Here is a 21,374-nt window from a genome sequence, read left to right on the forward strand (position 1 = left end):
GACATTGGTTACTCACCTCGGAGTTCTTCCCAGCGGCTCACGCCGGCTTGGGCGACTTCCATATCCTGCTCGACGGCGCCGCCGGAGACGCCGAACGCGCCGACCACGTCCCCCGACTCGTCAAACAGCGGGTAGCCACCGCCGAAAATGACGATCCGTCCCTCGTCGGTCGTCTGGAGCCCGTACAGGGAGTTGCCGGGTTCGGAGGGTTCGGCGAGTTCGTGCGTGGGCATATCTAGCGCGGCCGATGTATAGGCCTTGTTCCGCGAGATGGAGACGGACGCCAGCCACGCGTCGTCCATCCGATGCTGCGCGATGAGGTTCCCCTCGCTGTTCGCGACGGTGATGACCATCGGGTTGTCTATCTCCTCGGCCTTCCGCTCCGCCGCGTCGATCAACTGTTTTGCAGTATCGAGAGTAATGGATTGAACCATTGCGAGTAGGAAACTGCTTCCCCACGCAAATAAATATTTTCACTTACACAGTTCGATAACGACATTGTTGTATGACGAGTGATAGAAATTAAGAAAGTAGGCCCCTCAGAGCTTGCTGATGGGCTAATTTATATGTAGTTGGTAGAATATATCCGACGAACTGTTGATAGTTGACTGGCGAACGTAAACAAAATATATTACAACTTGTGCGCCCCCCAGAGGGGCGTTCGAAGCCGCTGACACCCCTGTTTTCGGCTCACCGCTACAAGTCGAGTCGGCCGTTATCCCAGCTCCGGCCGGCGCTGTCGCCGCAGGTATTCGTAGGCGGAGGCCAGTCCGGTCGTCGCCGGCGGGTGAACGGTGGCTTGGCCGGATCGAAACCCTTAGTGCCGGCCCGGAAGTCCCCTGCAACATGAGCGAGACGCCCGTCGACCCCGACGAGGTGCGCCACGTCGCGGACCTCGCCCGGATCGACCTCGACGAGGACGAGGTGGACCGATTCACCGTGCAGTTCGCCGACATCCTCTCTTATTTCGACGCGCTGGACGACGTGCCCGAAGTCGAGGCTGAGGCCGACCTGGTGAACGTCATGCGCGAAGACGAGGTTCGAGAGGGGCTGACCCAGGAAGAGGCGCTCCGGAACGCCCCGGAGAGCGAGGACGGCTACTTCAAAGGGCCGAGCGTCTCATGAGCCTCGACGCGTTCATCACCGAGACCACCATCGAGGGCGACGACGACGGCCCACTGGCGGGTCGAACCGTCGCCGTCAAGGACAACATCTCGACCGAGGGCGTCCGGACCACCTGTGGCTCCGCGATGCTCGAGGAGTACGTGCCGCCGTACGACGCCACGGTCGTCGAACGCCTGAAGGCGGCGGGCGCGTCCGTCGTCGGCAAGACGAATATGGACGAGTTCGGGATGGGGACCACGACGGAGACGTCGGCGTTCGGCCCGACCAAGAACCCGGTCGACGAGTCCCGCGTCCCCGGCGGCTCTTCGGGCGGGAGCGCAGCCGCCGTCGCCGCCGGTGAGGCCGATTTCGCCCTCGGGAGCGACACCGGGGGATCGATCCGCTGTCCCGCCGCCTTCTGTGGCGTCGTCGGCATCAAGCCAACCTACGGCCTGGTCTCCCGGTACGGCCTCGTCGCCTACGCCAACTCGCTGGAACAGATCGGGCCGCTCGCGCCGACCGTCGAGGGGGCCGCCGAGGTACTGGAGGTCATCGCCGGGCCCGACGAGTGCGACGCGACCACCCGCGAGGAGGGTGCCGACGCCGCCTACGCCGACGCCGCCGACGGGGACGTCGAGGGACTCACGGTCGGCGTTCCGACCGAACTGATCGAGGGCGCCGACGAACGCGTCGTCGAGACGTTCGAGGACGCCCTCGCCGGCCTCGAAGCCCAGGGAGCCGAGACCCACGAAGTGAGCCTCCCCTCGGTCGAACGCGCCGTGCAGGCGTACTACGTCATCGCCATGTCGGAGGCGTCCTCGAACCTCGCGCGCTTCGACGGCGTGCGCTACGGGCCGAAGACGGAGACGGAGGGCAACTGGAACGAGGCGTTCGCACAGGTCCGCGAGGCGGGCTTCGGCGACGAGGTGAAACGCCGCGTCCTCCTCGGCACTTACGCGCTCTCCGCGGGCTATCACGACAAGTACTACGCGAAGGCACAGGATGCCCGTGCGTGGCTCAAGCGGGACTTCGACGAGGCGCTGTCCGAAGCGGACGTGCTGGCGTCGCCGACGATGCCCGTCCTCCCGTTCGAACTCGGCGAGAGCCTCGACGACCCGCTGCAGATGTATCTCGCGGACGCCAACACGGTGCCGGTGAATCTCGCGAACCTGCCCGCTATCTCGGTGCCCGCGGGCGAGGCGGACGGCCTCCCGGTCGGTCTCCAGTTGATCGGCGGCGCGTTCGACGAGCGGACGCTCGTCCGTGCCGCGAGCGCCGTCGAAGCCTGATACTGCCGGCTGTACTGGTTCGAGTCACGGCACGAACGGACCACAAATCGAATCTTACGGGGGAGTTGGTAGGAGGTTCGAGGGTCACACGCGAGAGGCGTCTCGATTCGACCGGCGGCGCGTTCCCCCCGGAACCGCGCCAACTCAGCTACCCGAAACGACGAAACGTCGTACCGGTGCCGAATCGAGTCGCCCACCCCCATCGGGGCACAGCACGGACATAACGTTACGCCCCGAGTTCTCAAAGATGATATTCGAAGGCGGCGCCGCGACCGGGCGGCGGATCGAAGACCGACTCGGAAACGGCCATCGATACCGTGGTTGGGGTGGAAATATACGCCGCGGGGCAACGGATGTGTGGCTCACAGTACGTCCCCCAGGTCGTACGGACACGCGGCCGATCCTCCCCACCCGTTGGCCCCCAGTCGGCCGATTCGTCGCTGGCGGCGCGGACCGCCACGACCGGTCGTCGCGTCCGTGAATAGGGGCGATTCGGTATATAAAATCGATCCGCCGGTCTCGGCAGTGATAGCCGAGCGCCCGTCGGATCGGCCTACTGGCGCCAGTACTCCGGCGTGAGACAGACCAGTACCGGGAGGATTTCGAGACGGCCGAGCCACATCAGACCGATCATGAACAGCTTCGACGTGGCCGAGAAGTCGAGGTAGCCGCCCATCGGGCCGACGAGGCCGAACCCCGGGCCGACGTTGCCGAGGGTGGCCGTGACGGCGCTCATCGCCTCCAGCACCGACAGCGAGAGGCCGATCCGCTCGGCGTCGAGAAAGAGCAGGGCCGTCCCGACGAAAAACATGACCAGATAGAGGACGGTGAAGGCGTAGATGCCTCGGATCGCCCGTTCGTCGACCGTCCGGCCAGCGAGGCGGACGGGGCGCACCGCCTCGGGATGGGCCGTCGTGAACAGCTCACGCCGGATCGATTTGAGGATGACGTACCACCGGACGACCTTGATCCCCCCGCCGGTCGAGCCGGCCGAACCGCCGACGAACATGGCAAAGAGGAGGAGATACTGTGCGGACGGCCCCCACGCGTTGAAGTCGATGCTGGCGTAGCCCGTCGTGGTCACGAGCGAGACGATCTGGAAGACGGCGTGTCGCAGCGCCGGTTCGGCGTTGCCGATCAGCGTCGCCCGAACCCCGGCGAGATACGTCGAGTCGTAGGTCGCCTCCGGCGGGACGAACGTCGCCATGCCGTTCCCGACGAACAGGAGCGCGGCGACCAGTCCCGTGAGCACGGCCATCACGCCGACGTAAAACCGGAACTCCGTGTCGCCGGGGAGCCGTTTCGGCTCGCCCGTCAACGCGTGCCAGAACAGCGCGAAGTTCGTCCCCGCGGCGATCATGAAGGGGACGATCAGCCACTGAACGGCCGCGGAGAAGGCCTCGATACTCCTGGCTTCGGGCGAGAACCCGCCGGTCGGCATCGTCGTCAGCCCGTGCGAGACGGCGTTGTACGCGTCCATCGCCGGCGCCATCCCGCCGAGGTGGAGCGCGTAGAGCAGGAGAATCTCCAGGACGGTGAACCCGAGATACGCGCCCCAGAGCGCCCGCGCCGTCTCCGCGATTCGGGGTGTGAGTTTCTCGATACCCGGTCCCGGCGCCTCGGCGTCGATCAACTGCGCGCCGCCGACCGAGAGTTCGGGAAGGATGGCCACCGCGAGGACGACGATTCCCATCCCGCCGAGCCACTGGGTGAGTTGGCGCCAGAGCATGATCCCGTGGCCGTGGGCGTCGAGCGAGATAGTACCGAGAACCGTCGCGCCCGTCGTGGTGAAGCCGCTCATGCTCTCGAACAGCGCGTTCGCGGGGTTCGCGAGCGTCGACGCGGGCGCCGTCGCCGGGACGAACCCCGGCAGACCGTACGCCTCGATCAGGTACGGGAGGGCGCCGATCAGCGAGACGGCGAGCCACGTCGCGCTGACCATCAGAAATCCCTCGCGAGCGCCGATATCGGGGTCGGGACGCAGGCGTTCTAGCCCGCCGCCGACGGCGACAGTCACGAGCATCGTCACGAGAAAGGGGACGACCGATTCGCCGTAGACGACGGCGACAGCCAGCGGAATCGCCAGCGGGACGGCGAGATATTTCAGCACGCTCCCGACGAGACTGAGGCTCGCCCGGTAGTCGACACGGACCATCGAAACGTTCGATCCATCGGTGGTTGACGGAGCGGCTTTAAACTGCTGACATCCGCCTACAACTGCGGTGTCACCTCGTCGACCACGCAGGCGTCGAGGAAGGCGACGACGTGGTCGTCGGGTTCGATAACGGTGTCGCCACGCGGCGTGATGAACCGATCGCCGCGGGTGATGGCGCCGATGACGACGCCGGCTGGCAAGTCGGCCACCGACTCGTGGATTGGCCGGCCCGCGAGGACGCTCTCCTCGTCGATTTCCACCTCGAGCACCTCGGCTCGGTCGCTCTCGATGATGGCGACGTTCTCCGCGCCGCCGTCGCGGGTGAAGCGAGTGATCTCCTCGGCCACCACCTCGCGTGGGTTGACGCCCACGTCGACGCCCACCGTCTCGAACAGTTCGACGTACTCCGAGGCGTCGATGACCGCCACTGTCCGGTCGACGCCGAGTCGCCGCGCCAGTAGGGAGACGAGGAGGTTCTTCTCGTCGGAGTCGAGCGCCGCGACGAGGAAGTCGGCGTCGCCGACGTGTTCGCGCTCGAGGAAGTCGATGTCGGTCGCGTCGTTCTCCATGACCATCGTGTTCGGGAGGTCCTCGGCGAGTTGCCGGGCGCGCTCGGCGTCCTGTTCGATCAGTCGCGGCTTGAACCCGCGCTCACCGAGTAGACGGGCGACGTGGTAGCCGATTTCGCTCCCGCCGACGATCACCACCTCCTCCGCCGTGCCCGGGGGCTCGTCCGGGGCGATGGTGGTCGCGAACCCGCGGACTGCCTGGGGGTTCCCGATCACCACCACCCGGTCGCGCTCGTTGAGGACCGACTCCCCCCGTGGGATCTCCAAGTCGTCGTCGCGGAGGATGGCCGCGAACGTGAGTTCCTCGAACCGATCCGCCTCGGCGACGGTCTGGTTCGTCACGGGACTGCCCGTCGGAATCTCGAACTCAGCCATCTGGACCCGCCCACCGGCGAAGGAGTCCACGTCGCGGGCGGCCGGGATGCCGACCACGCGGACGATTGATTCGGCCGCCAGCAGGTTCGTACAGACGATGAAGTCGATGCCGAACGCGCGTTCGGAGCGCTCCCACGTCCGGAGGTACTCCGTGTTCTTCACGCGCGCGACGGTGAACGCGTCGCTCACGGCGCGGGTCGTCGCACAGATGACGATGTTCGTCTCGTCGTCGTCGGTGCTCGCGATGACCATGTCGGCCTCGTCGACGCCCGCCTCCTCCAGCGTCGACAGCGACGTGCCGTCGCCCTGGACGGCCAGTACGTCCAGTGAGTACGTCAGTTCCTCGACCCGGTCGCCGTCTTCGTCCACCACGACGATGTCGTGGGTGCCGGCCAGGTCGGCTGCGATGCTCGACCCGACCTGCCCCGCCCCGACGATGATCACGTGCACGCCGGATCGCTCCTACCCATGCGCCCCTCTGCGGGCGCCCACCGTTTCACGATTTCGCTTACCTCCTACACTCCGCCCGGCACCTCGTGGACGACGAGTTCCACCTCGCGGCACCGACCCTCGATATCCGCGACGATGCGCTCGACGACGCGTTCGGCCTCCTCGACGAGGATGGGTTTTATTTTTCCGACCACCCAGTCCAGCGAGACGAACCGCGGGAGATCGAGCATACCGCCGCCGACGGAGTCGGGGTCGAACTCGACTTCGAGGTGGACGCGACACGCCACCTCGGCGTCCGCGGGCAGCCCCGGGGGCACCGAATCGAGGGGTTCGACCCGCCAGTTCCCGTAGGCGTCGAGGTCCTTGGTCACCCGCCAGTCGAGGCGGGCCGGCGAGTCGGCGTCCGTCACTTCCGTGTGGGCGGTGTAGGAGAGTTTCCACCACGCGAAACGCAGGCGGTAGCGCGTCCCCGGCGACCCGTCGCCGTCGGCTGTGACGCCCGTCAGATACTTCGAATACCGGGCGTAGCGCGGAAAGTCCACGAGGAAGTCGTACACCTCGTCGGGCGGGAGGCAGACGACAGTGCTGACGTGGATGCGGTCCACGGGGAGTCGTTGGCCCGGATCGTGGTAAGCGTTCCGCGCCGTTCTCGCCTGGTCCGGATCTTCGGCCGCGGCCGCGTCGCCAAAGACCGACGCGGCGCCGAGGGCGACGTACCGAGGAAGGCGGCGGGAAACCAGCCGAGCGGCCCTCTCGTGAGGAGGACGACCGGCATCCCGAGCAGCGCGTAGAGCACGCGTTCGGACTCCCGCGTCGTGGTCGGTGCTGATCCGCGGGACGCAACTCGGCCTCGCGGGGTCGATGGCGACGCTTCGCGGTACGCTCGCCGTCATCGACGCCCCGGAGACGGGGTAACCGGCGGCGTTGCGGGCGCGGTAGAACGGAGCCGCCGACGGTCGAGACCGTCAGTCGTCGGCGACGGGCGCCGCCGGTTCCGGGCTGGCTTCCGGGCGGTCCGAAATCGGCGTCCACGCGAGGTCGCCCGCGTAGTGGAACGCGCGGTGGTCCTGCTCCGGGTCGACGACGGTCAGCGAGAGCCAGCCGTTGTCGAGGAGGCCGGCCACGTTCGCGTGGTCGGCCAGCGTATCGGTGACGCGGTCGACCGGCGCGTGGATCACCGTCGAGAGGCGGAGCGGCTGATGGTAGGGTTCGTCGGCCACGCTCCACAGCGACTGGCGCGGAAGGCCAGTCAGCAGGTCGCCGCCGTTGCCCTGGTAGACGCCGACGTTGCCGACGGGGTTCTGGGTCACCTTCGACCCGCTCCCGTAGGCCGCGTTGTCGACTGTCGCGAAGTAGTACTGCGCGTTGATCCACTGGGTGACGACCATCGGCCCGGTCAGGATGGCTTCGAGGGCGTCGCCGTCGGGGTCGGTCCGCCAGTCGTAGGAGTGGAGAAAGGTCCGGCCGTCCAGATCCAGGTCGTCGGTGAGCGCGCGCGGGCCGACGACGAAGCCGGCGTTGCCGGCCAGCCCCCACTCGGGGCGTGTCTCGGCCCAGTCGGCGGCGCGGCGCTCGGTTTCGTGGACGGCCGCGTCGGCGTCCGCGCCCATGTCGCCCGCACGTTCGGCGGCCGCCCCGGCGCGGGCCGTCGCGAGGTCCGCGCGGAGTTGTTCGATGTCGTCGGCGTGTGTCTCGGGAACGTCGCCGGCGTACAGTTCGATTTCGTCGGTCGTCGTGTTGTGCTCGGCGGCGACGAAGACGGTGTCCGCGGGCACGTCGATGTCGCGGTCACGGAGGTGCGTTTTGACCGCCTCGTCGTTGCAGATGGCGGCGAGGACGCGGGCGTTCGGCCCCCCGGCCGAACCGGCGCAGGCGCCACAGTCGAGGCTGGAGTCGAACGGGTTGTTCGCCGTCTCACTGGCGTGGCCGGTGAAGACGACGATACGGGCGAACGCCTCCCAGCCCATGCAGTCGAAGGCCGTCGCGGCGTAGTCGACCTTCTCCTCGAGCGTGAGGCCCTCGCGGAGTTCGGTGACGGCATCGGGGTTGTAATCGACCGTCGGCGCGCAGAACTCGTGAGTGTCTGGAATCCGGTCGCCGATAGCGTCGCGAAGGTCGTGGACACGCCCGGGAATCAGCGTCCGCGCGGCCAGGGTGGCCCCGTAGCCCGCGCCCGCGCCCTCGACGAAGCTGAACGCCGTCGCGGCGTTGGCTTTGAGGCGTTTCACCGCCGTCGTCCCGGCGTCGAGCGCGGCGTGCCAGCGGTCGTGGGTGTCGCACTCGCCGTCGGTCGTCGTCGGCCGCTCCGAGATGCGGTGGTCGGCGTCGAGGATTGGCGGACAGGCGTCGACGGTCACGTCCGAATCGTAGCCGGCGTAGCGCATCGGCACGCCGAAGAAGCCGGCGTAGCCGTGGGTTTCGTAGTCGCCAGCGGCTTCGACGTGGCGACGGATGATTTCCGAGCGCGTGTCGATACAGAAGACGAGTTGGGCGTCCGGGCGGCCGTCGTCCGCCTCCGTGACCGACGCGCTCGCGTCGGTGAGGGCGTCGACCAGTTCGTCGCGGTAGGTCGCCTCCCACGCCGTCAGCCACACCTCTGGGAGCGGGACGGCGCCGTCGGAAGCGTCCGTGCCCTCGGCCTCGTCTACGGACGCAACGAGGGGCGCGTCGAACTGGTCGACAAGCGCCAGACGGACCGCCAGATAGCCCGAGAGCGTGATCGGATACGCCGACTGCCAGGCGTCGTCGTCGGCCGCGCGGCGTTTCAGAAAGCCCGTCCATCCGGGGAGCGCGGCTAGCTGGAACTCGAAGATGTCCTGCCACTCGCCGACCGGCTTCGCGTCGAGGTAGTCGCGGATGGCGTCGACGGGGCGGTCGGGAAGGGCGGCGATGGCGTCGCCATTTGGAACCTCGTCGTCGTGGGGCGCGACGGTGCGAAACGCCGCGTAGAACCCCCGCTCGCGGTTCGGCATGGGCCACTCCGCGCGCCCTTGGTCCATGAAGGCCGCCAGCCACTTCGTCAGGACGGCGTCGACCCGGTCGGTGGCCGTCGTCGCGTCGGGCGTCTCGGCCGGCGACTCGGCGGCCAGCCGGTCGAGCGACGCCTCGGGGTCGGCATCGTAGCCGTGCGCGGTCAGTTCGGCCGCGAGCAGTTCCGGATCGATCCGCCCGTCCGCCAGCGCGTGACGGAAGACGTCAGCGCTCGGGTAGCCGTCGCCGCCGAGCAGCCGTTCGGCGTCGGCGACGGCCTCGTGGAACGGCCGGTCCTCGAAGCCGGCGAGCGGGTTGGCCGTGACGAACGAGTGGAGCGGCCAGACGGAGCCGACCGCGTCGGCTGCCGCGTCGATACTCTCCTCGATGGCGGGGTCAGTACTCATCGTATTCCTCCGTAGTGGTCAACAGCGTGTCAGATGCCGGGTGGCTAGCGTTCAACAGCGCGACGTACAGGCGAGTGCTGTGTCGGTAGACGCCGCTCTCGACGGCAAGATACGCGGCGACAAAGGCTGCGGCGACGAGTCCGTGAACGGGCGTCAATGCTGCGTGCTGGCCGACCGCGGGGAGGCCGGCCAGTGCGCCCTCGATCAGACGGTAGATGCCCGCGTAGACGGCGAGCGCGGGGAGGGCGACCAGCGGAACCCCGCCGTAGCGAACCGCGGCCGGCAGATCGGCCCGCACCACGACGCCGCGGGCGGCCTGCAGAACCGTCAGGACGACCAGCAGCGTGAGCAGGAGGCCGCTCCCCTCGCCTTTGCCCGTGAGGGTGGCGAACAGAGCGCCGCCCGCGAGCGCGGTGAGGGCGACGACGGCGAGGCCGAGGGGACCCGTTCCGTCCCCAGTCGTCCCCGTTGGACTCCCGTGTTCTACCCGGCTCCCCGACGCGAGGAACTGGTACGCCTTGTAGAACCCGTGCAGAATCAGGTGGGTGACGGCGGCGCTGAAAAAGCCCAGCCCGGCCTGCACGATCATGAATCCCATCTGGCCGACGGTCGAGCAGCCGAGTTTGCTCTTGATATCCGGCCGAACGGTTTTCAGGAACTTTCCGAGCAGCGCGCTCGTCGCGCCAACGAGGACGACGGCGAGCATGACGCCGGCGTCGACGGTGACGACCGGCGCGAACCGGGTTAGGAGGATGCCGCCGGCGTTGACGAAGCCGGCGTGCATCAGTGCCGAGGCGGGCGTCGGCGCCGTCATCGACGAGAGCAGCCACGTGTGGAAGGGGACGAGCGCCGACTGGATCATCGCCGCCAGCAGGAGCGCGCCGGCGGCGGCGAGCACGGCCGGCGACGAGTCGACGGCCGACGCGACGCCGGAGACGGTCGTTACCCCGGTGTCCCACCACAGGATCAGGAGGGCAACGGCGAGCGACGCGCTACTCCCGAGGAAGTACCGGCGAGCAAGCGAGGCCGCCGCCTCCGCCTGGGGCCAGCCGTTCGCGTGACCGATCAGGCCCGCCATCACCAGCCCCATCGCGAGCCACGCGATTCCGAACAGGGCGAGGTGGTCGGCCGCGACCAGCACCATCACGATCAGGGTGAACGCGAACACGCGTCCGAAGAACTGATCGACGGCCCACTCGCCCGCCATGTAGCGCCGCGAGTAACTGTGGACGATGCCGCTGAAGAAGGTGACTGTCACCCACATCACGGTGGTCAGCCCGTCGACAGCGAGCCCCGGGAGCGCCCACGGCTCGCCGCTCCGGAACTGGGCGACGAACGCGACGAGGCTCGCGAGCCACAGGAGCCACACGAGTCGCGTCAGCGTCCGGGGCACGCGTGACGCCGTCTCGGTCGGTGTCGGAAGCTGTCCTACGATCGTCGTCTGCGTTTGATCCGTCATCGGTTGATCCGTTCACGACCGCAATGATTCCGGTCGCCTTCACCCACTACTGCGAACGTACTGCCTATTAATACTATCTATATTACCAAATCGTTCTCGGAAAGGAGTATCATAGAACATTATGGTTATATTCGTGCGATTGATTGACACGGGACGAGCGACGGCTCGCCACAGGGGGAGTCGTCTCCCGGTGGTGTATCGACCGGAGCGTTCGCGAATCCAGTCTAGAAAAACTATATCGGTATCCGGTGTACGACTCGGGTATGGAAGAGCTCGCAGGGACCGTTCTCGTCGGGGAGTCGTTCGAGCCGATCCGTGGCCGCGTCGTACTCGACGAGGGTCGGATCGAGGCCGTCGAAGAGACGAATACGTCGTCGACGGACATCGTGTTGCCGGCCTTCGTCAACGCTCACACCCACCTCGGCGACTCCGTGGCGAAGGAGGCCGCCGTTGGCCTCTCGCTCGACGAGGCAGTCGCCCCGCCGAACAGCCTGAAACATCGCCGACTGGCGGCGGCCAACCGGTCCGAACTCGTGACGGCGATGCGCCGAACGCTTCGGTTCATGGAGCGTACGGGCACCGTCTCCACCCTGGATTTCCGCGAGTCGGGGGTGGTCGGCGCTCGCGCGCTGCGCGAAGCCGCACGCACGGTGACCGTCGAGCCGTTCGTCTTCGGGAGCGGGGATCCGTCCGTCCTCGAGGTGGCCGACGGGTACGGGGCGAGCGGGGCGAACGACGCCGACTTCGCCGACGAGCGTGCCGCGGCCGGGGAGGCCGGCGTCCCCTTCGCTATCCACGCCGGCGAACCGGACGCGACGGACATCCACCCCGCGCTGAATCTGGACCCGGACCTGCTCGTCCACATGGTCCACGCCGAGGACGAGCACCTCGAACGCGTCGCTGCGGAGTCGGTGCCGGTCGCTATCTGTCCGCGTGCGAACACCGTCTTGGGTGTCGGACGAGCACCCGTCCGGGAGTTGCTCGATCACACCACCGTCGCGCTCGGGACGGACAACGTCATGTTGAACCCGCCGTCGATGTTTCGGGAGATGGCCTACACCGCGAGGGAGTTCGACGTGACCGCCCGGGAGGTGCTCCGGATGGCGACGACGGCCGGTGCGGACATCGCCGGCCTCGACTGCGGCGTGATCGCTCCCGGGCGCCGGGCGGCGCTGCTCGTGGTGGACGGCGACTCCGACAATCTGTGTGGGTCGGCCGATCCGGTGGCGGCAGTCGTTCGGCGCGCGACCGGCCTCGATGTCGAACGCGTGGTGTGTTAGCCCTCGGACTCGTCGAACTTGCCGAACGGCGTCGTCTCGTGGCTCCGAACGAGGACTTCGTCGGCGACGGTGAGCCCCATCTCGAGGAGTTCCTGGGCGACCGGCGTGATGTCGTCGTCCGACTCGCCGACGACGGTCACGAGCAGGTTCTGCTCGCCCGTGACCAGTTCCTGCACCGAGACGACGCCGTCGATGTCCAGTATCTCCGGGATGATCCCTCCCCGTTCCGGAATCGAGGCGGTGCAGTACAGTAGCATGCGGAGCGGATAGCCCGACTGCTGGTAGTCCACCTCGGCGCTGTATCCCTTGATCACGCCGTCGGATTCGAGCCGCTGGATGCGCTTGCGGACGGTGCTGTCGGAGGTGCCGGTGCGCTCCGCGATGTCCCCGGACGACGTGTTCCGGGCGTCTTCCTGCAGCGCGTACAGAATCGCCCGGTCCACGTCGTCGATGTCCGCATCGTTCATACCCGTACGTCTGCCCCTGCACACTTTATTCGTACGTTGCCCCGGATTGCCGCCGTGGGAGTTGAGACTACAGCGGGATTAGCGGGGCTGTGATGCGTGGTTTCGGCCGAATCGATGAGCAGAAACTGATTCGGATCGCTTTCTGAACGGCCGTTATTGTTGGATGGTCAATTTATTCGGGGTGTTTCCGAGACCGCGGGTAGTGTAGCCACTCAGACACCGCGCTACCACGGGGAGAAATCCTCGCTATCCGATTCCGGTTTCCTTCTTCAACAGCGCCAGTGTATTGTCAGCTGTCACGATCGGCGAGTGTTCGTACTCACCAGTCAACTCAACCTGCACGAGCAGATCGACAGCTCGCCAGATCGAGTACAACAGGCAGGCAAATGCGAAGTAGAAGAAGCGAAGCCCGAAATCCTTCGACGTCGTCGCCGCCATGAACCGCTTGATCGATCTGTAGCCGCTCTCGATCTCCCACCTGTAGCCATACTCCGTGAGGTGCCCGCTCCCCCGATTCGTCATGAACACCGAATACTGCCGGTGATCGTCATGCTCGGAGTCCTCTTTCCGCCGGTAGATCAGCGTCGTCTCGTGCCACTCGTTCTTCCCGAGGTGGAGCTTTCGGCCGGTCTCGTATCGGTCCTGGTCGCGCTGAAGCAACCGCTTCGCCTGAGCCTTCTCGCTTCTGCATCCGCTTGGGAACGACATACGACAGGCCACGCTGGCTGAGCATCTCCAGGACGTGCTGACTATCGAACTCTCGGTCCATCAGCACGTTATCGACGTGAACGAGGTCCTCAGCCGAATCCACCAAGTCCTCGACGATTTCTAGTCGTGTCTCTCCCTTTCGGACGGGACGCGCGTCCAGCACGATCGGCACTGCATTCCCTACTAATTGGACGGTGGCACTGATAGGCGTGCTCGTCGGTCTTCTCCTTCGTGCCGATGATTTCGTCTTCGTGCCCCGTTCTATCACCGGTGAAGGTGTCAGCTTCGGTGACATCGATTGCGACGATCCCGGCTTGGAAGAACTCCTCTGTCTCCGCGACTTCGCTCAGGAGCCTGTTGACGGCCTGTCGATACATCTCACGGATCTCTGATACCGAGAGATCGCGAATATGCTCTCGACGGACGTGCCCTAGGTGTCCGATCCCGAGTCGACTCATAGAGGAAACTACGAGCCCCCTCATTGGCCGCGAGGCGCTCGCGAAGTCCGAGATACGTCTGTAAGTCCCAGTAGGCGTTCTCGTGGATCTCACAGCCCTCACCTCGATCCAGTGAGAATGCCGGGAAGACAACGCGACTGACGTGCCCCGTAATCGTTGCCGTTTCATCGAGAACAGCTTGATCGTGTGGGTCCGATTCGTCCTCTTCGTCACCGTGAGATGGAAGACATCGTTCTGGCTCGCGCGGGACGGCGACATCTGCGTTCTGGGCTTTAATAAGTATGGTCCGCGCAGCTGTCTCGACTGTACTGCGAAGCCCGGCAGTGAACCGTTCGTGCCAGCTGCGCCACAGCGTCGACTGGTTCGGGACACTTTCTAAGCCTAACTGCTCGCAGAGTACCGGGCGACACTCAAGATACTCGATCAGCGCTGTCTCGTGGTCCCACCCGTGGCATTCTTTCAAGATGAAGACGCGAAAGAGGGTATCCATCCCGTAGCGAGTTGACTCTGCGTACCGGTCGTGCGTGTCGAATCGGAAATACGCTAGCGAGAGTAGCCGGCCGGAGTTCTCGACCGACCCGTGGCTGTCGTGTCTGAACCAGGTCTGCGAGACAATTCTGATATCCGATTCCAGCCCATCTAGCGAGCTTCGCTCGTACAGCGGCGTCGAATCGTACACTGGCCAATCAGCGTGTGGTCGGTCGGCGATCCGTCGAAAGACGGTTCTGCGAGACTCACGAGTTGCAGCCACTACGAGACACTGAACACGACTCGCTGAAAAACGCCGCTCTGTCGATGGGCTGTAATCGATGAACTCATCGGTCCTCGCTCACCGGCTGAAAACATCTCAATATGACTTCCGAACCCGTTCAACATCCTCCATGACCGCCTAGATTAGTACAAGCGGACTGGCGATGAGAAACACGTCGAAGTATTCGAGAAGATGACCAGCTAGATGGAATGGCTTATTAATGAATTTCTCCGTGTCGTCCAATAGGGACCGGTAGTCGAGTACTCCTAACCAACCGATTTTGGCAGTGTTCTCGAAATTGCAGAGTTTCGAGGCGAAAGCCCACGAGTTCAGTCGTGGGATGAAGCCGACAGCCGGCAAAACGTTGATTGTACCGGCGCTCGTCGGTTGTAATGCCGAGTCCGGGGTACGGATACGCACTCCGCGCGGAGGTAGATGAAGCCCACTATCCCGGCCGGGGGCCGTACTGGCACGGCCCACAACCCCACCGCCTACGAGTGGGGAACCTCCCACCGTGGACTGCCCGGTCTGTGACCAGGAACCCCACGGCTTTAGTCGTGGGAGGATGTCAGCAAGGGGGTGCTTCCCGTAACTACGATGCACCGATGCGACTTGGTTCCGAAGGTAATGCCCGGCTTCGGCCGACTGGTGCAGACGTACGCGGACCTACTCAGGTCCGCCCCGATTCTTCGTTCGAAACACAGAGCATGAACTCATCACACGAAGGTATTCGATTCAAACGTCATTTCGGCCCGCGAGAAGTTATTAGCCAATTCTGATAGCTGAAAGAGCAAAAGCAGGTCCGGGCCGGGGAGCAACTCCCGGTGGACCTCCAAGCTGGTCGTTCCCACGTATGGCGTCCGTGGGGCCCACGGTGTGCCTGCGGATCGATTCACCGGTGGCGGTCTGTGCGTGCCCTCAGCCGCGATGGCCTCATCGGGCGATATCCCCGAATCTCGGCACACTCTTGCGGCTCCGAAAGGTTATGACACCCTCTCGTACATCTTTGGAGCGCTTAATCGTTGGGATTTCTGCTCCCGACAGCTGATCTGGCGCCCCGAGAGAGGGGTCGGAAAAGGTTTATACTGCCCCTCGGGTAGTCTCAATCGAACGATTTCATCCGTTCGCACGCTGGAGAGTGCGCTGTATCGGTTTCCCCTATCTCGGCACCGCAAACGTATCGGAGGAGTACCGGTCAGCGTGCATGTCTCCCGTCACTCGAAAATATATGCTCATGGAGTCCACCCGTCAACCGCCATCCCGGTCGGGAGACGGCCGTATCCGTCGCACAGTGTCCCGTTCACCGTTCGTACTCTCGCCAAAATATGAGTTCTGACGACGACAGCCCGTTGGATACCGTTCGCGCCCAGGTAGAGGCAGAGATCCCGGACGACCTGAACGTCTCACGAGTAACGTATGAAGGGCCAGAACTCGTCATCTACACCGAAACGCCCCGAAAGTTCGCCGAGCGGGAGGGATTGATCGGGACGTTGGCGAGCACCGTTCGAAAACGAATCACCGTCCGACCGGCTGCGGGAACACAGGCAAGTCCGGCCGAAGCAAAACCCCAAATTCTAGATCTCATCCCGGAGGATGCGGGCATCACGAACCTGCAGTTCTATCCGACGACGGGAGAGGTCCTGATCGAAGCAGAAAAGCCCGGACTCGTCATCGGCCGTCGTGCGAGCACGCTTCGAGAGATCACGCAGGAAGTCGGGTGGACCCCCGAAGTCCTCCGCACGCCGCCGATGGAGTCGTCGACGGTCGATAACGTCCGGAACTTCCTGATCGAGGAGCGCGACGAGCGTCGTGAGTTTCTCGAACGCGTCGGCGATCAAATCCACCGCGAACCGACACACGACACCGAGTGGGTTCGCGTCACGACACTCGGCTGTTGTCGCGAGGTTGGCCGAGCGAGTTTCATCCTCAGTACCCCCGAAACGCGGATTCTCGTCGACTGCGGTGACAAACCCGGGGCAGAAGGCGAGGTTCCATATCTCCAGATTCCGGAGGCCAATCCGATCCCAGACCTCGACGCAGTCGTCCTGACTCACGCCCATCTCGACCACAGCGCCTTGCTCCCGCTCCTGTTCAAATACGGATACGACGGGCCCGTGTACACGACCCAAGCTACTCGTGACCTGATGGGCCTGCTCCAACTCGACTATCTCGACGTTGCAGCCAAAGAGGGGCGAACCCCACCGTACGAGAGCGCGATGGTTCGTAAGGAACTCAAGCACACGATCACCGTCGACTACGGCAACGTCACCGACATCGCGCCGGACATCAAACTCACGTTCCACAACGCCGGCCACATCCTCGGAAGCGCAGTCGCACACTTCCACGTCGGCGAGGGCTTCCACAACGTCGTCTTCTCGGGCGACGTTCACTACACGGATACCCGACTGTTCAACGGCGCTTCGAACGATTTCCCTCGCGTGGAGACGCTCATCATGGAGTCGACGTACGGACGACGCAACGATTATCAGACGGATCAGGAAGACAGCGAGCGCAAGCTCATCCAGTTGATCAACGACACGTACGAGCAGGACGGGAAAGTCGTCATACCAGCGTTCGCCGTCGGTCGATCGCAGGAACTCATGCTCGTCCTCGAGGAAGCGATGCGAGAGGGGAGGCTCCCCACGATGCCGATCTATCTCGACGGCATGATTCGCGAGGCGACGGCGATTCACACGGCCTATCCCGAGTTCCTCCGAGACGGACTGCGACAGCGCATTCTGCACGACGACGAAAACCCGTTTCTCGCCGACCAGTTCCAACAGGTCGACGGTGGCCAGGAGATGCGAGAGGACATCGCCGGTGGCGAGCCCTGCATCATCCTCTCGACGTCCGGGATGGTGACGGGCGGCCCGATCATGTCGTGGCTGGAACTGCTTGGGGGAGACCCACAGAACACGCTCGTCTTCGTCGGCTATCAGGCACAGGGGACGCTCGGACGGCGAATCCAGAGCGGCCGTCGGGAGATTCCGTTTAGCGACCGGGGGAGTCGCAGCGAACAGCTGACGCTACGCTTCGACGTGGAATCCGTCAGCGGCTTTTCGGGGCACGCAGACCGGAACGGGCTCGAGAAGTTCGTGGAGACGATGCATCCCCGGCCGGAAGAGATCCTCTGTGTTCACGGGGACGAATCGTCGACGGACCAGCTCTCGTCCGGTCTGTACCAGAAATTCGACATCCGAACGTACGCGCCGAAAAATATGGAAACGTTCCGATTCGATTGAGGTACCCGTGTATTAGGCACGAGGGGATCGAGCGTCCCACGGTTGATTGGCCACTCCTTGGGGCAGATCATGCGAAACCTATTTATTCCAGACGGAGCAATTCTTTCCATACTAAGGGCTCCGTCCCGTCCTTTCTTCGCTCGCCCATCGGTTCGCCGCCACTGCGGGGGCGTCCATCGATGGCACTGCTCCGAGATGCGCCGTGCCGGATGTCGACCGTCGGCGGTGGCCCTGGGTCTCTCCGACGGGGTCGGGTACGACCCACGACACCATCCATGAACGAAACAGATATGCCCTGCGCGGACTGTGGCACGGAACTCGTTGAACAGACAGTACACGTACGGGATCTCCCCGTCTCGACAAACTGGCAAGGACCGGTTCGGATCGCTCACTGTCCAGCCTGTGAGGCCCGATACTACCCGGGGCAGACAGTATCCCAGCTTACGGAATCTGCGAGCAATCCTCGTCCGCGTGGGGAGAGCTGACTGATGGGCGAAAACGCCGACAGTGTCGTCGACAGAGAGGCCGTGCAGGTCGATCCGCTTCCAGAGAACCTCCGTGGCGGATCGACCGTCTTCGTCGCCAGTGCCGGTGCTCCATCCCAGTACGCCGTGGGTCTCCGTATCCTCTGTGCGCAGGGGACAGCAGAGGATACGGCCTTCGTCGTCACGACGACGGAGAGCGCCGATCGGACCATCGAAGCCTATGACACCCTCGGTGTCGATTCGGAGCGACCGTCGCTCCGGATCGTCGACACGGTCTCCGTACAGCAGTCCGTCTCGGCGGTCTACGACGAGATACCGGTCGTTTTCACGCCCTCGGCGAGTGACCTCGAACGGTTGGTGATGGCCCTCTCGAATCTCGTCGATACGACACCGCCGACGAGAGGGGCGCGTCACCTCGTCGTCCGTTCTCTCACACCGATTCTCGCAGCGTCGTCCGTCGATCAGCTGAGTACGGTGCTCGACCGAATCACTGGCCTTCGCTCGGAGACCGGGCTCGCCCTCCTCGGGATCGACTACACCGCTCACGACGAAGCGACGATGACGGCGATTGCAGATCTGGTCGACGGCGTGCTCTGGGTTACCCAGCCCGCTCCGGACCGCCTCGCCTTCGACTATCAGCCGACTGGAAGTCGTCACGGCAAATTCGCTCCCGGCGGTGAGACGGGTGACTAAGGGCGACAGTGGCCTTCCACCGGAGTGGACCGAACGGCACGATAAAACACGGTATGGCGCCGCAGTAATGGAGTATCAGCACGAAACAACTGATGAAACGGCATTTGTCCTCTCGATAACATCGAGGACGGACACCGGGGAATTCGCACTACGGCTATCGACGATCGATCCAGCGTCGACGCACGTTCGACACGACTACCCCGTCGACGAGTACGACACAGTAGAAGAGGCCGCTGAGGGCGCGGAGTCGTTTGTCGAGACGCTCTCGCAGCGGTTACAGTAGCGTTTGTAAGTCATTGCACGTCATTCATAGGGAGCGTCGGAAGTCATCAGAGGTTCTCGCCGGACCGTTCCGGCGAGAATCTATCGACCGTGACGATAATCTGGCTCCGTTGAAACCTCAGCGGTTGACACAAATGGCGTGCTGAGTAGAGAGGTTCTATTCAGCAGACCAACCGTCTACATTTTACTCGGTTAGTGGTGATTCGATTTCTGGAGGGGTCAAGCATCTCTATCAAACACTGGATGTTCGACTTTGGCTAATCTAGCAAAGTCGAATGAATGCTATTGTAGGTCTACGAATTCAGTTGAGAATCACTGAGACTTCACGACTTCCGGTGACTCTCTTCCTCCACGCTTTTAACAGCCCATTCAAACTTCTCCCGCTCGATGTAGAGGAATTCTAGAAAAATCAAAGCGATGAAAATTCCGACGATTGAGACGAGAATATGGAACTCCGTGGTGTAGAGGTGATAGAGCACAAGCGGGAGAGCGACTACCGTTCCTAGGAAACCGATCAGGGGGATACTCCTGCGGATTCCGGCTTCCTTGGCGAGGCGGAGTGCGGTATAGTTGGCGGCGCTGTCTGCTATGAGGAAGGCTATGGACCCGAATTCGACTATCTGTTTCAGACTACCAACCGCTGTAAGAACTGCGGTCAACCCTCCTATAACGAGGAGTGCGTACGTAGGGATGTCCTTCTTGTTCCTGAACGAGAAAAGCCGCGGAAGTTCGTTCTCGGTTGCGATACGGTGTGCGAGCCGTGACGACCCGAATAATGTGGCGTTGATACCCGATCCTGTGCTCTGGATTGCGATAACTACGACCACCACGAAACCGATACTGCCGAGGAACGGCACAACCGCCTTTGCTAGGGCGTACTCTCCGTATTTCTGCACCATCGTGGGTGTGAGGTGGAGAGTGGCCATAAAAGATACCGAGACGTAAATGACAATGGCAGTAACAATCGAAATGTACATTCCACGGCGAAGGTTTTTGGTAGCATTCTCGATCTCATTATAGTCATAAGTCAGGAGTTGGAATCCTTCGTAGGACACGAAGATGATTGCGAATCCGGTTATCGGGCTAATCGGGCCCTTATTGAAGAAACTGGCAAAATCCGGGAAATCTCCCTGGAATGCCAGTACGCCGAGAACCGCGATCCCGAGCAAAAACGCGGCCTTGATGTATACCAGGATGTCCTGAAGGAATCCCGACTCCCGCACTCCCACTAGGTTTATACCAATGAGAGACGCCACGACACCCACCGATATCGCAGGACGTGCAAACCAAGAGAGACCGACATTCAGTACATCTTCAAGAAGCCCCACCGAGTACGCCCCGAAAGCGAACGCGTACATGGCCATAGTCCCGACGTAACCAGTGATCAGAACCCAACCGAAGAATCCTGCTATGTGGGTGTTGTCAACAACGTGTTCAATGAATGAGAACGCACCCCCATTCTCCCCGAAATAAACCGTGAGCTCGATGTACGAGTAGGCGGTCAAAAGCGTGATACCGCCAGCGAGGATGTAAGATATCGGGACAGCGTTACCGGCTTGCTGCATCGCAACCCCAAGAGCAGCGAATATACCGCCGGAAACCATCCCGCCCACACCCATCGCCACCACCTCCTTCAGCCCGAGATTTTCGACCATACTCGGAGAATGTCTTACTCTGTTCGGTAAAAGTTTGATATGGTTCTACAATTTGGATGATTCCGTCAGCCAAGTTCTCCTGACCGACTCGCGCTGTGTATTCAGCACTATCGTAACGAGTTATCAACAGAACCGATGCTCCCTCTCACACGGCGCGTCGGTGACGATCCGTTCATGATCGAAGCCCATCTCGGGGAGATTTTCGGGATCGAACGTCTCGACTCTGGAGGCCTCCTCGCGAGGTGTCGGTGTTTGCTCACCGAGAGGTGTACAGCGATAGGCGACACTCACGTTCCCGCGTTCGTCTCGGTCGAGATCATCGTAGAGACCGACGAACGCCCCGACCGAGACATCGAGGCCGACCTCCTCTTTCGTTTCACGGGCACACGCTTCTCGCGCGGTTTCGTTCCGCTCGACGAGCCCACCGGGTAGCACCCACGATCCTTCGAACGGGGGATGATTTCGTTCGAGGAGGAGAACGTCTCCGTCGAGTTCGACGACTGCGTCTGTAGTCAGGGCACGAACCTCGACCATGCGAGACGATCAGGGAACGGACCCCAAAGAATCCGTGACCC

At 63.5% G+C, this 21,374-nt stretch carries 15 protein-coding genes and 1 pseudogene; 6 read left to right on the plus strand and 10 right to left on the minus strand.

The window, feature by feature from the left end; all coding sequences use genetic code 11:
- Nucleotides 1–8: 8 nt before the first annotated feature.
- Complete coding sequence (locus HALNA_RS12610) at nucleotides 9–434, minus strand: GlcG/HbpS family heme-binding protein (protein ID WP_049936712.1); 426 nt, start codon at nucleotides 432–434, stop codon at nucleotides 9–11.
- Nucleotides 435–846: 412 nt separating this feature from the next.
- On the opposite strand from HALNA_RS12610, the gene gatC reads away from it, so the two are divergent.
- Nucleotides 847–1,125 carry an Asp-tRNA(Asn)/Glu-tRNA(Gln) amidotransferase subunit GatC gene (gene gatC, locus HALNA_RS12615; RefSeq protein WP_049936713.1) on the plus strand — a complete coding sequence of 93 codons (279 nt, stop codon included), beginning with the start codon at nucleotides 847–849 and terminating at the stop codon, nucleotides 1,123–1,125.
- Nucleotides 1,122–2,393, plus strand: a complete 1,272-nt coding sequence (gatA, locus tag HALNA_RS12620) for an Asp-tRNA(Asn)/Glu-tRNA(Gln) amidotransferase subunit GatA (protein ID WP_049936714.1) — start codon at nucleotides 1,122–1,124, stop codon at nucleotides 2,391–2,393. The genes gatC and gatA overlap by 4 nt, the downstream gene beginning before the upstream one ends.
- A 553-nt stretch (nucleotides 2,394–2,946) precedes the next feature.
- On the opposite strand, the gene HALNA_RS12625 is transcribed toward gatA, so the two are convergent.
- The 5 genes from HALNA_RS12625 to HALNA_RS12645 all read right to left on the minus strand — a co-directional run bounded on the left by HALNA_RS12625 (nucleotide 2,947) and on the right by HALNA_RS12645 (nucleotide 10,778).
- Nucleotides 2,947–4,548 carry a TrkH family potassium uptake protein gene (locus tag HALNA_RS12625; RefSeq protein ID WP_049936715.1) on the minus strand — a complete coding sequence of 534 codons (1,602 nt, stop codon included), beginning with the start codon at nucleotides 4,546–4,548 and terminating at the stop codon, nucleotides 2,947–2,949.
- 56 nt (nucleotides 4,549–4,604) lie between these two features.
- On the minus strand, nucleotides 4,605–5,942 hold the full coding sequence (gene trkA, locus HALNA_RS12630) for a Trk system potassium transporter TrkA (RefSeq protein WP_049936716.1): 1,338 nt from the start codon (nucleotides 5,940–5,942) through the stop codon (nucleotides 4,605–4,607).
- A 65-nt stretch (nucleotides 5,943–6,007) separates the two neighbouring features.
- The gene (locus HALNA_RS12635) at nucleotides 6,008–6,547 is read right to left on the minus strand and encodes a type II toxin-antitoxin system RatA family toxin (protein ID WP_049936717.1); all 540 of its coding nucleotides are present in this window, start codon (nucleotides 6,545–6,547) and stop codon (nucleotides 6,008–6,010) included.
- A 360-nt stretch (nucleotides 6,548–6,907) separates the two neighbouring features.
- Nucleotides 6,908–9,319: a DUF2309 domain-containing protein gene (locus HALNA_RS12640; RefSeq protein ID WP_049936718.1), complete on the minus strand. Its 2,412-nt coding sequence runs from the start codon at nucleotides 9,317–9,319 to the stop codon at nucleotides 6,908–6,910.
- Nucleotides 9,309–10,778, minus strand: a complete 1,470-nt coding sequence (locus tag HALNA_RS12645; RefSeq protein ID WP_049936719.1) for a proton-conducting transporter transmembrane domain-containing protein — start codon at nucleotides 10,776–10,778, stop codon at nucleotides 9,309–9,311. Before HALNA_RS12645 ends, HALNA_RS12640 begins: the two co-directional genes overlap by 11 nt.
- Nucleotides 10,779–11,041: 263 nt before the next feature.
- Here HALNA_RS12645 and HALNA_RS12650 point away from each other — a divergent pair, with 263 nt between their 5' ends.
- Complete coding sequence (locus HALNA_RS12650; RefSeq protein ID WP_049936720.1) at nucleotides 11,042–12,058, plus strand: amidohydrolase family protein; 1,017 nt, start codon at nucleotides 11,042–11,044, stop codon at nucleotides 12,056–12,058.
- On the opposite strand, the gene HALNA_RS12655 is transcribed toward HALNA_RS12650, so the two are convergent.
- Together HALNA_RS12655 and HALNA_RS21215 are read right to left on the minus strand one after the other, a co-directional pair.
- Nucleotides 12,055–12,525 (minus strand): Lrp/AsnC family transcriptional regulator, encoded by a 471-nt coding sequence (locus tag HALNA_RS12655; protein WP_049936721.1) that lies wholly within the window; start codon nucleotides 12,523–12,525, stop codon nucleotides 12,055–12,057. The genes HALNA_RS12650 and HALNA_RS12655 overlap by 4 nt on opposite strands.
- A 246-nt stretch (nucleotides 12,526–12,771) precedes the next feature.
- Nucleotides 12,772–14,442 (minus strand): annotated as a pseudogene (locus HALNA_RS21215) (transposase).
- Between the two features lie 1,325 nt (nucleotides 14,443–15,767).
- On the opposite strand from HALNA_RS21215, the gene HALNA_RS12665 reads away from it, so the two are divergent.
- The 3 genes from HALNA_RS12665 (at nucleotide 15,768) to HALNA_RS12675 (ending at nucleotide 19,145) form a co-directional block, all read left to right on the plus strand.
- On the plus strand, nucleotides 15,768–17,684 hold the full coding sequence (locus tag HALNA_RS12665; RefSeq protein WP_049936722.1) for a beta-CASP ribonuclease aCPSF1: 1,917 nt from the start codon (nucleotides 15,768–15,770) through the stop codon (nucleotides 17,682–17,684).
- A gap of 488 nt (nucleotides 17,685–18,172) precedes the next feature.
- Nucleotides 18,173–18,862 (plus strand): DUF7504 family protein, encoded by a 690-nt coding sequence (locus HALNA_RS12670; protein ID WP_049936723.1) that lies wholly within the window; start codon nucleotides 18,173–18,175, stop codon nucleotides 18,860–18,862.
- Nucleotides 18,863–18,929: 67 nt separating this feature from the next.
- On the plus strand, nucleotides 18,930–19,145 hold the full coding sequence (locus tag HALNA_RS12675; protein ID WP_049936724.1) for a hypothetical protein: 216 nt from the start codon (nucleotides 18,930–18,932) through the stop codon (nucleotides 19,143–19,145).
- Nucleotides 19,146–19,467: 322 nt separating this feature from the next.
- Here the strand turns inward: HALNA_RS12675 and HALNA_RS12680 are convergent, their stop codons facing one another.
- Nucleotides 19,468–20,799 carry an APC family permease gene (locus tag HALNA_RS12680; RefSeq protein ID WP_049936725.1) on the minus strand — a complete coding sequence of 444 codons (1,332 nt, stop codon included), beginning with the start codon at nucleotides 20,797–20,799 and terminating at the stop codon, nucleotides 19,468–19,470.
- Between the two features lie 123 nt (nucleotides 20,800–20,922).
- Nucleotides 20,923–21,333, minus strand: a complete 411-nt coding sequence (locus tag HALNA_RS12685) for an NUDIX domain-containing protein (RefSeq protein WP_049936726.1) — start codon at nucleotides 21,331–21,333, stop codon at nucleotides 20,923–20,925.
- Nucleotides 21,334–21,374: the final 41 nt, after the last annotated feature.

The organism is Haloplanus natans DSM 17983 (genome assembly GCF_000427685.1).
GTDB lineage: Archaea > Halobacteriota > Halobacteria > Halobacteriales > Haloferacaceae > Haloplanus > Haloplanus natans.

What these genes read in the sequence shown, in the direction of transcription:
- HALNA_RS12610 (WP_049936712.1), bottom strand. Translation starts at nt 434, where the DNA reads ATGGTTCAATCCATTACTCTCGATACTGCAAAACAGTTGATCGACGCG.
- gatC (WP_049936713.1), top strand. Translation starts at nt 847, where the DNA reads ATGAGCGAGACGCCCGTCGACCCCGACGAGGTGCGCCACGTCGCGGAC.
- gatA (WP_049936714.1), top strand. Translation starts at nt 1,122, where the DNA reads ATGAGCCTCGACGCGTTCATCACCGAGACCACCATCGAGGGCGACGAC.
- HALNA_RS12625 (WP_049936715.1), bottom strand. Translation starts at nt 4,548, where the DNA reads ATGGTCCGTGTCGACTACCGGGCGAGCCTCAGTCTCGTCGGGAGCGTG.
- HALNA_RS12640 (WP_049936718.1), bottom strand. Translation starts at nt 9,319, where the DNA reads ATGAGTACTGACCCCGCCATCGAGGAGAGTATCGACGCGGCAGCCGAC.
- HALNA_RS12645 (WP_049936719.1), bottom strand. Translation starts at nt 10,778, where the DNA reads ATGACGGATCAAACGCAGACGACGATCGTAGGACAGCTTCCGACACCG.
- HALNA_RS12650 (WP_049936720.1), top strand. Translation starts at nt 11,042, where the DNA reads ATGGAAGAGCTCGCAGGGACCGTTCTCGTCGGGGAGTCGTTCGAGCCG.
- HALNA_RS12655 (WP_049936721.1), bottom strand. Translation starts at nt 12,525, where the DNA reads ATGAACGATGCGGACATCGACGACGTGGACCGGGCGATTCTGTACGCG.
- HALNA_RS12665 (WP_049936722.1), top strand. Translation starts at nt 15,768, where the DNA reads ATGAGTTCTGACGACGACAGCCCGTTGGATACCGTTCGCGCCCAGGTA.
- HALNA_RS12670 (WP_049936723.1), top strand. Translation starts at nt 18,173, where the DNA reads ATGGGCGAAAACGCCGACAGTGTCGTCGACAGAGAGGCCGTGCAGGTC.
- HALNA_RS12675 (WP_049936724.1), top strand. Translation starts at nt 18,930, where the DNA reads ATGGAGTATCAGCACGAAACAACTGATGAAACGGCATTTGTCCTCTCG.
- HALNA_RS12680 (WP_049936725.1), bottom strand. Translation starts at nt 20,799, where the DNA reads ATGGTCGAAAATCTCGGGCTGAAGGAGGTGGTGGCGATGGGTGTGGGC.
- HALNA_RS12685 (WP_049936726.1), bottom strand. Translation starts at nt 21,333, where the DNA reads ATGGTCGAGGTTCGTGCCCTGACTACAGACGCAGTCGTCGAACTCGAC.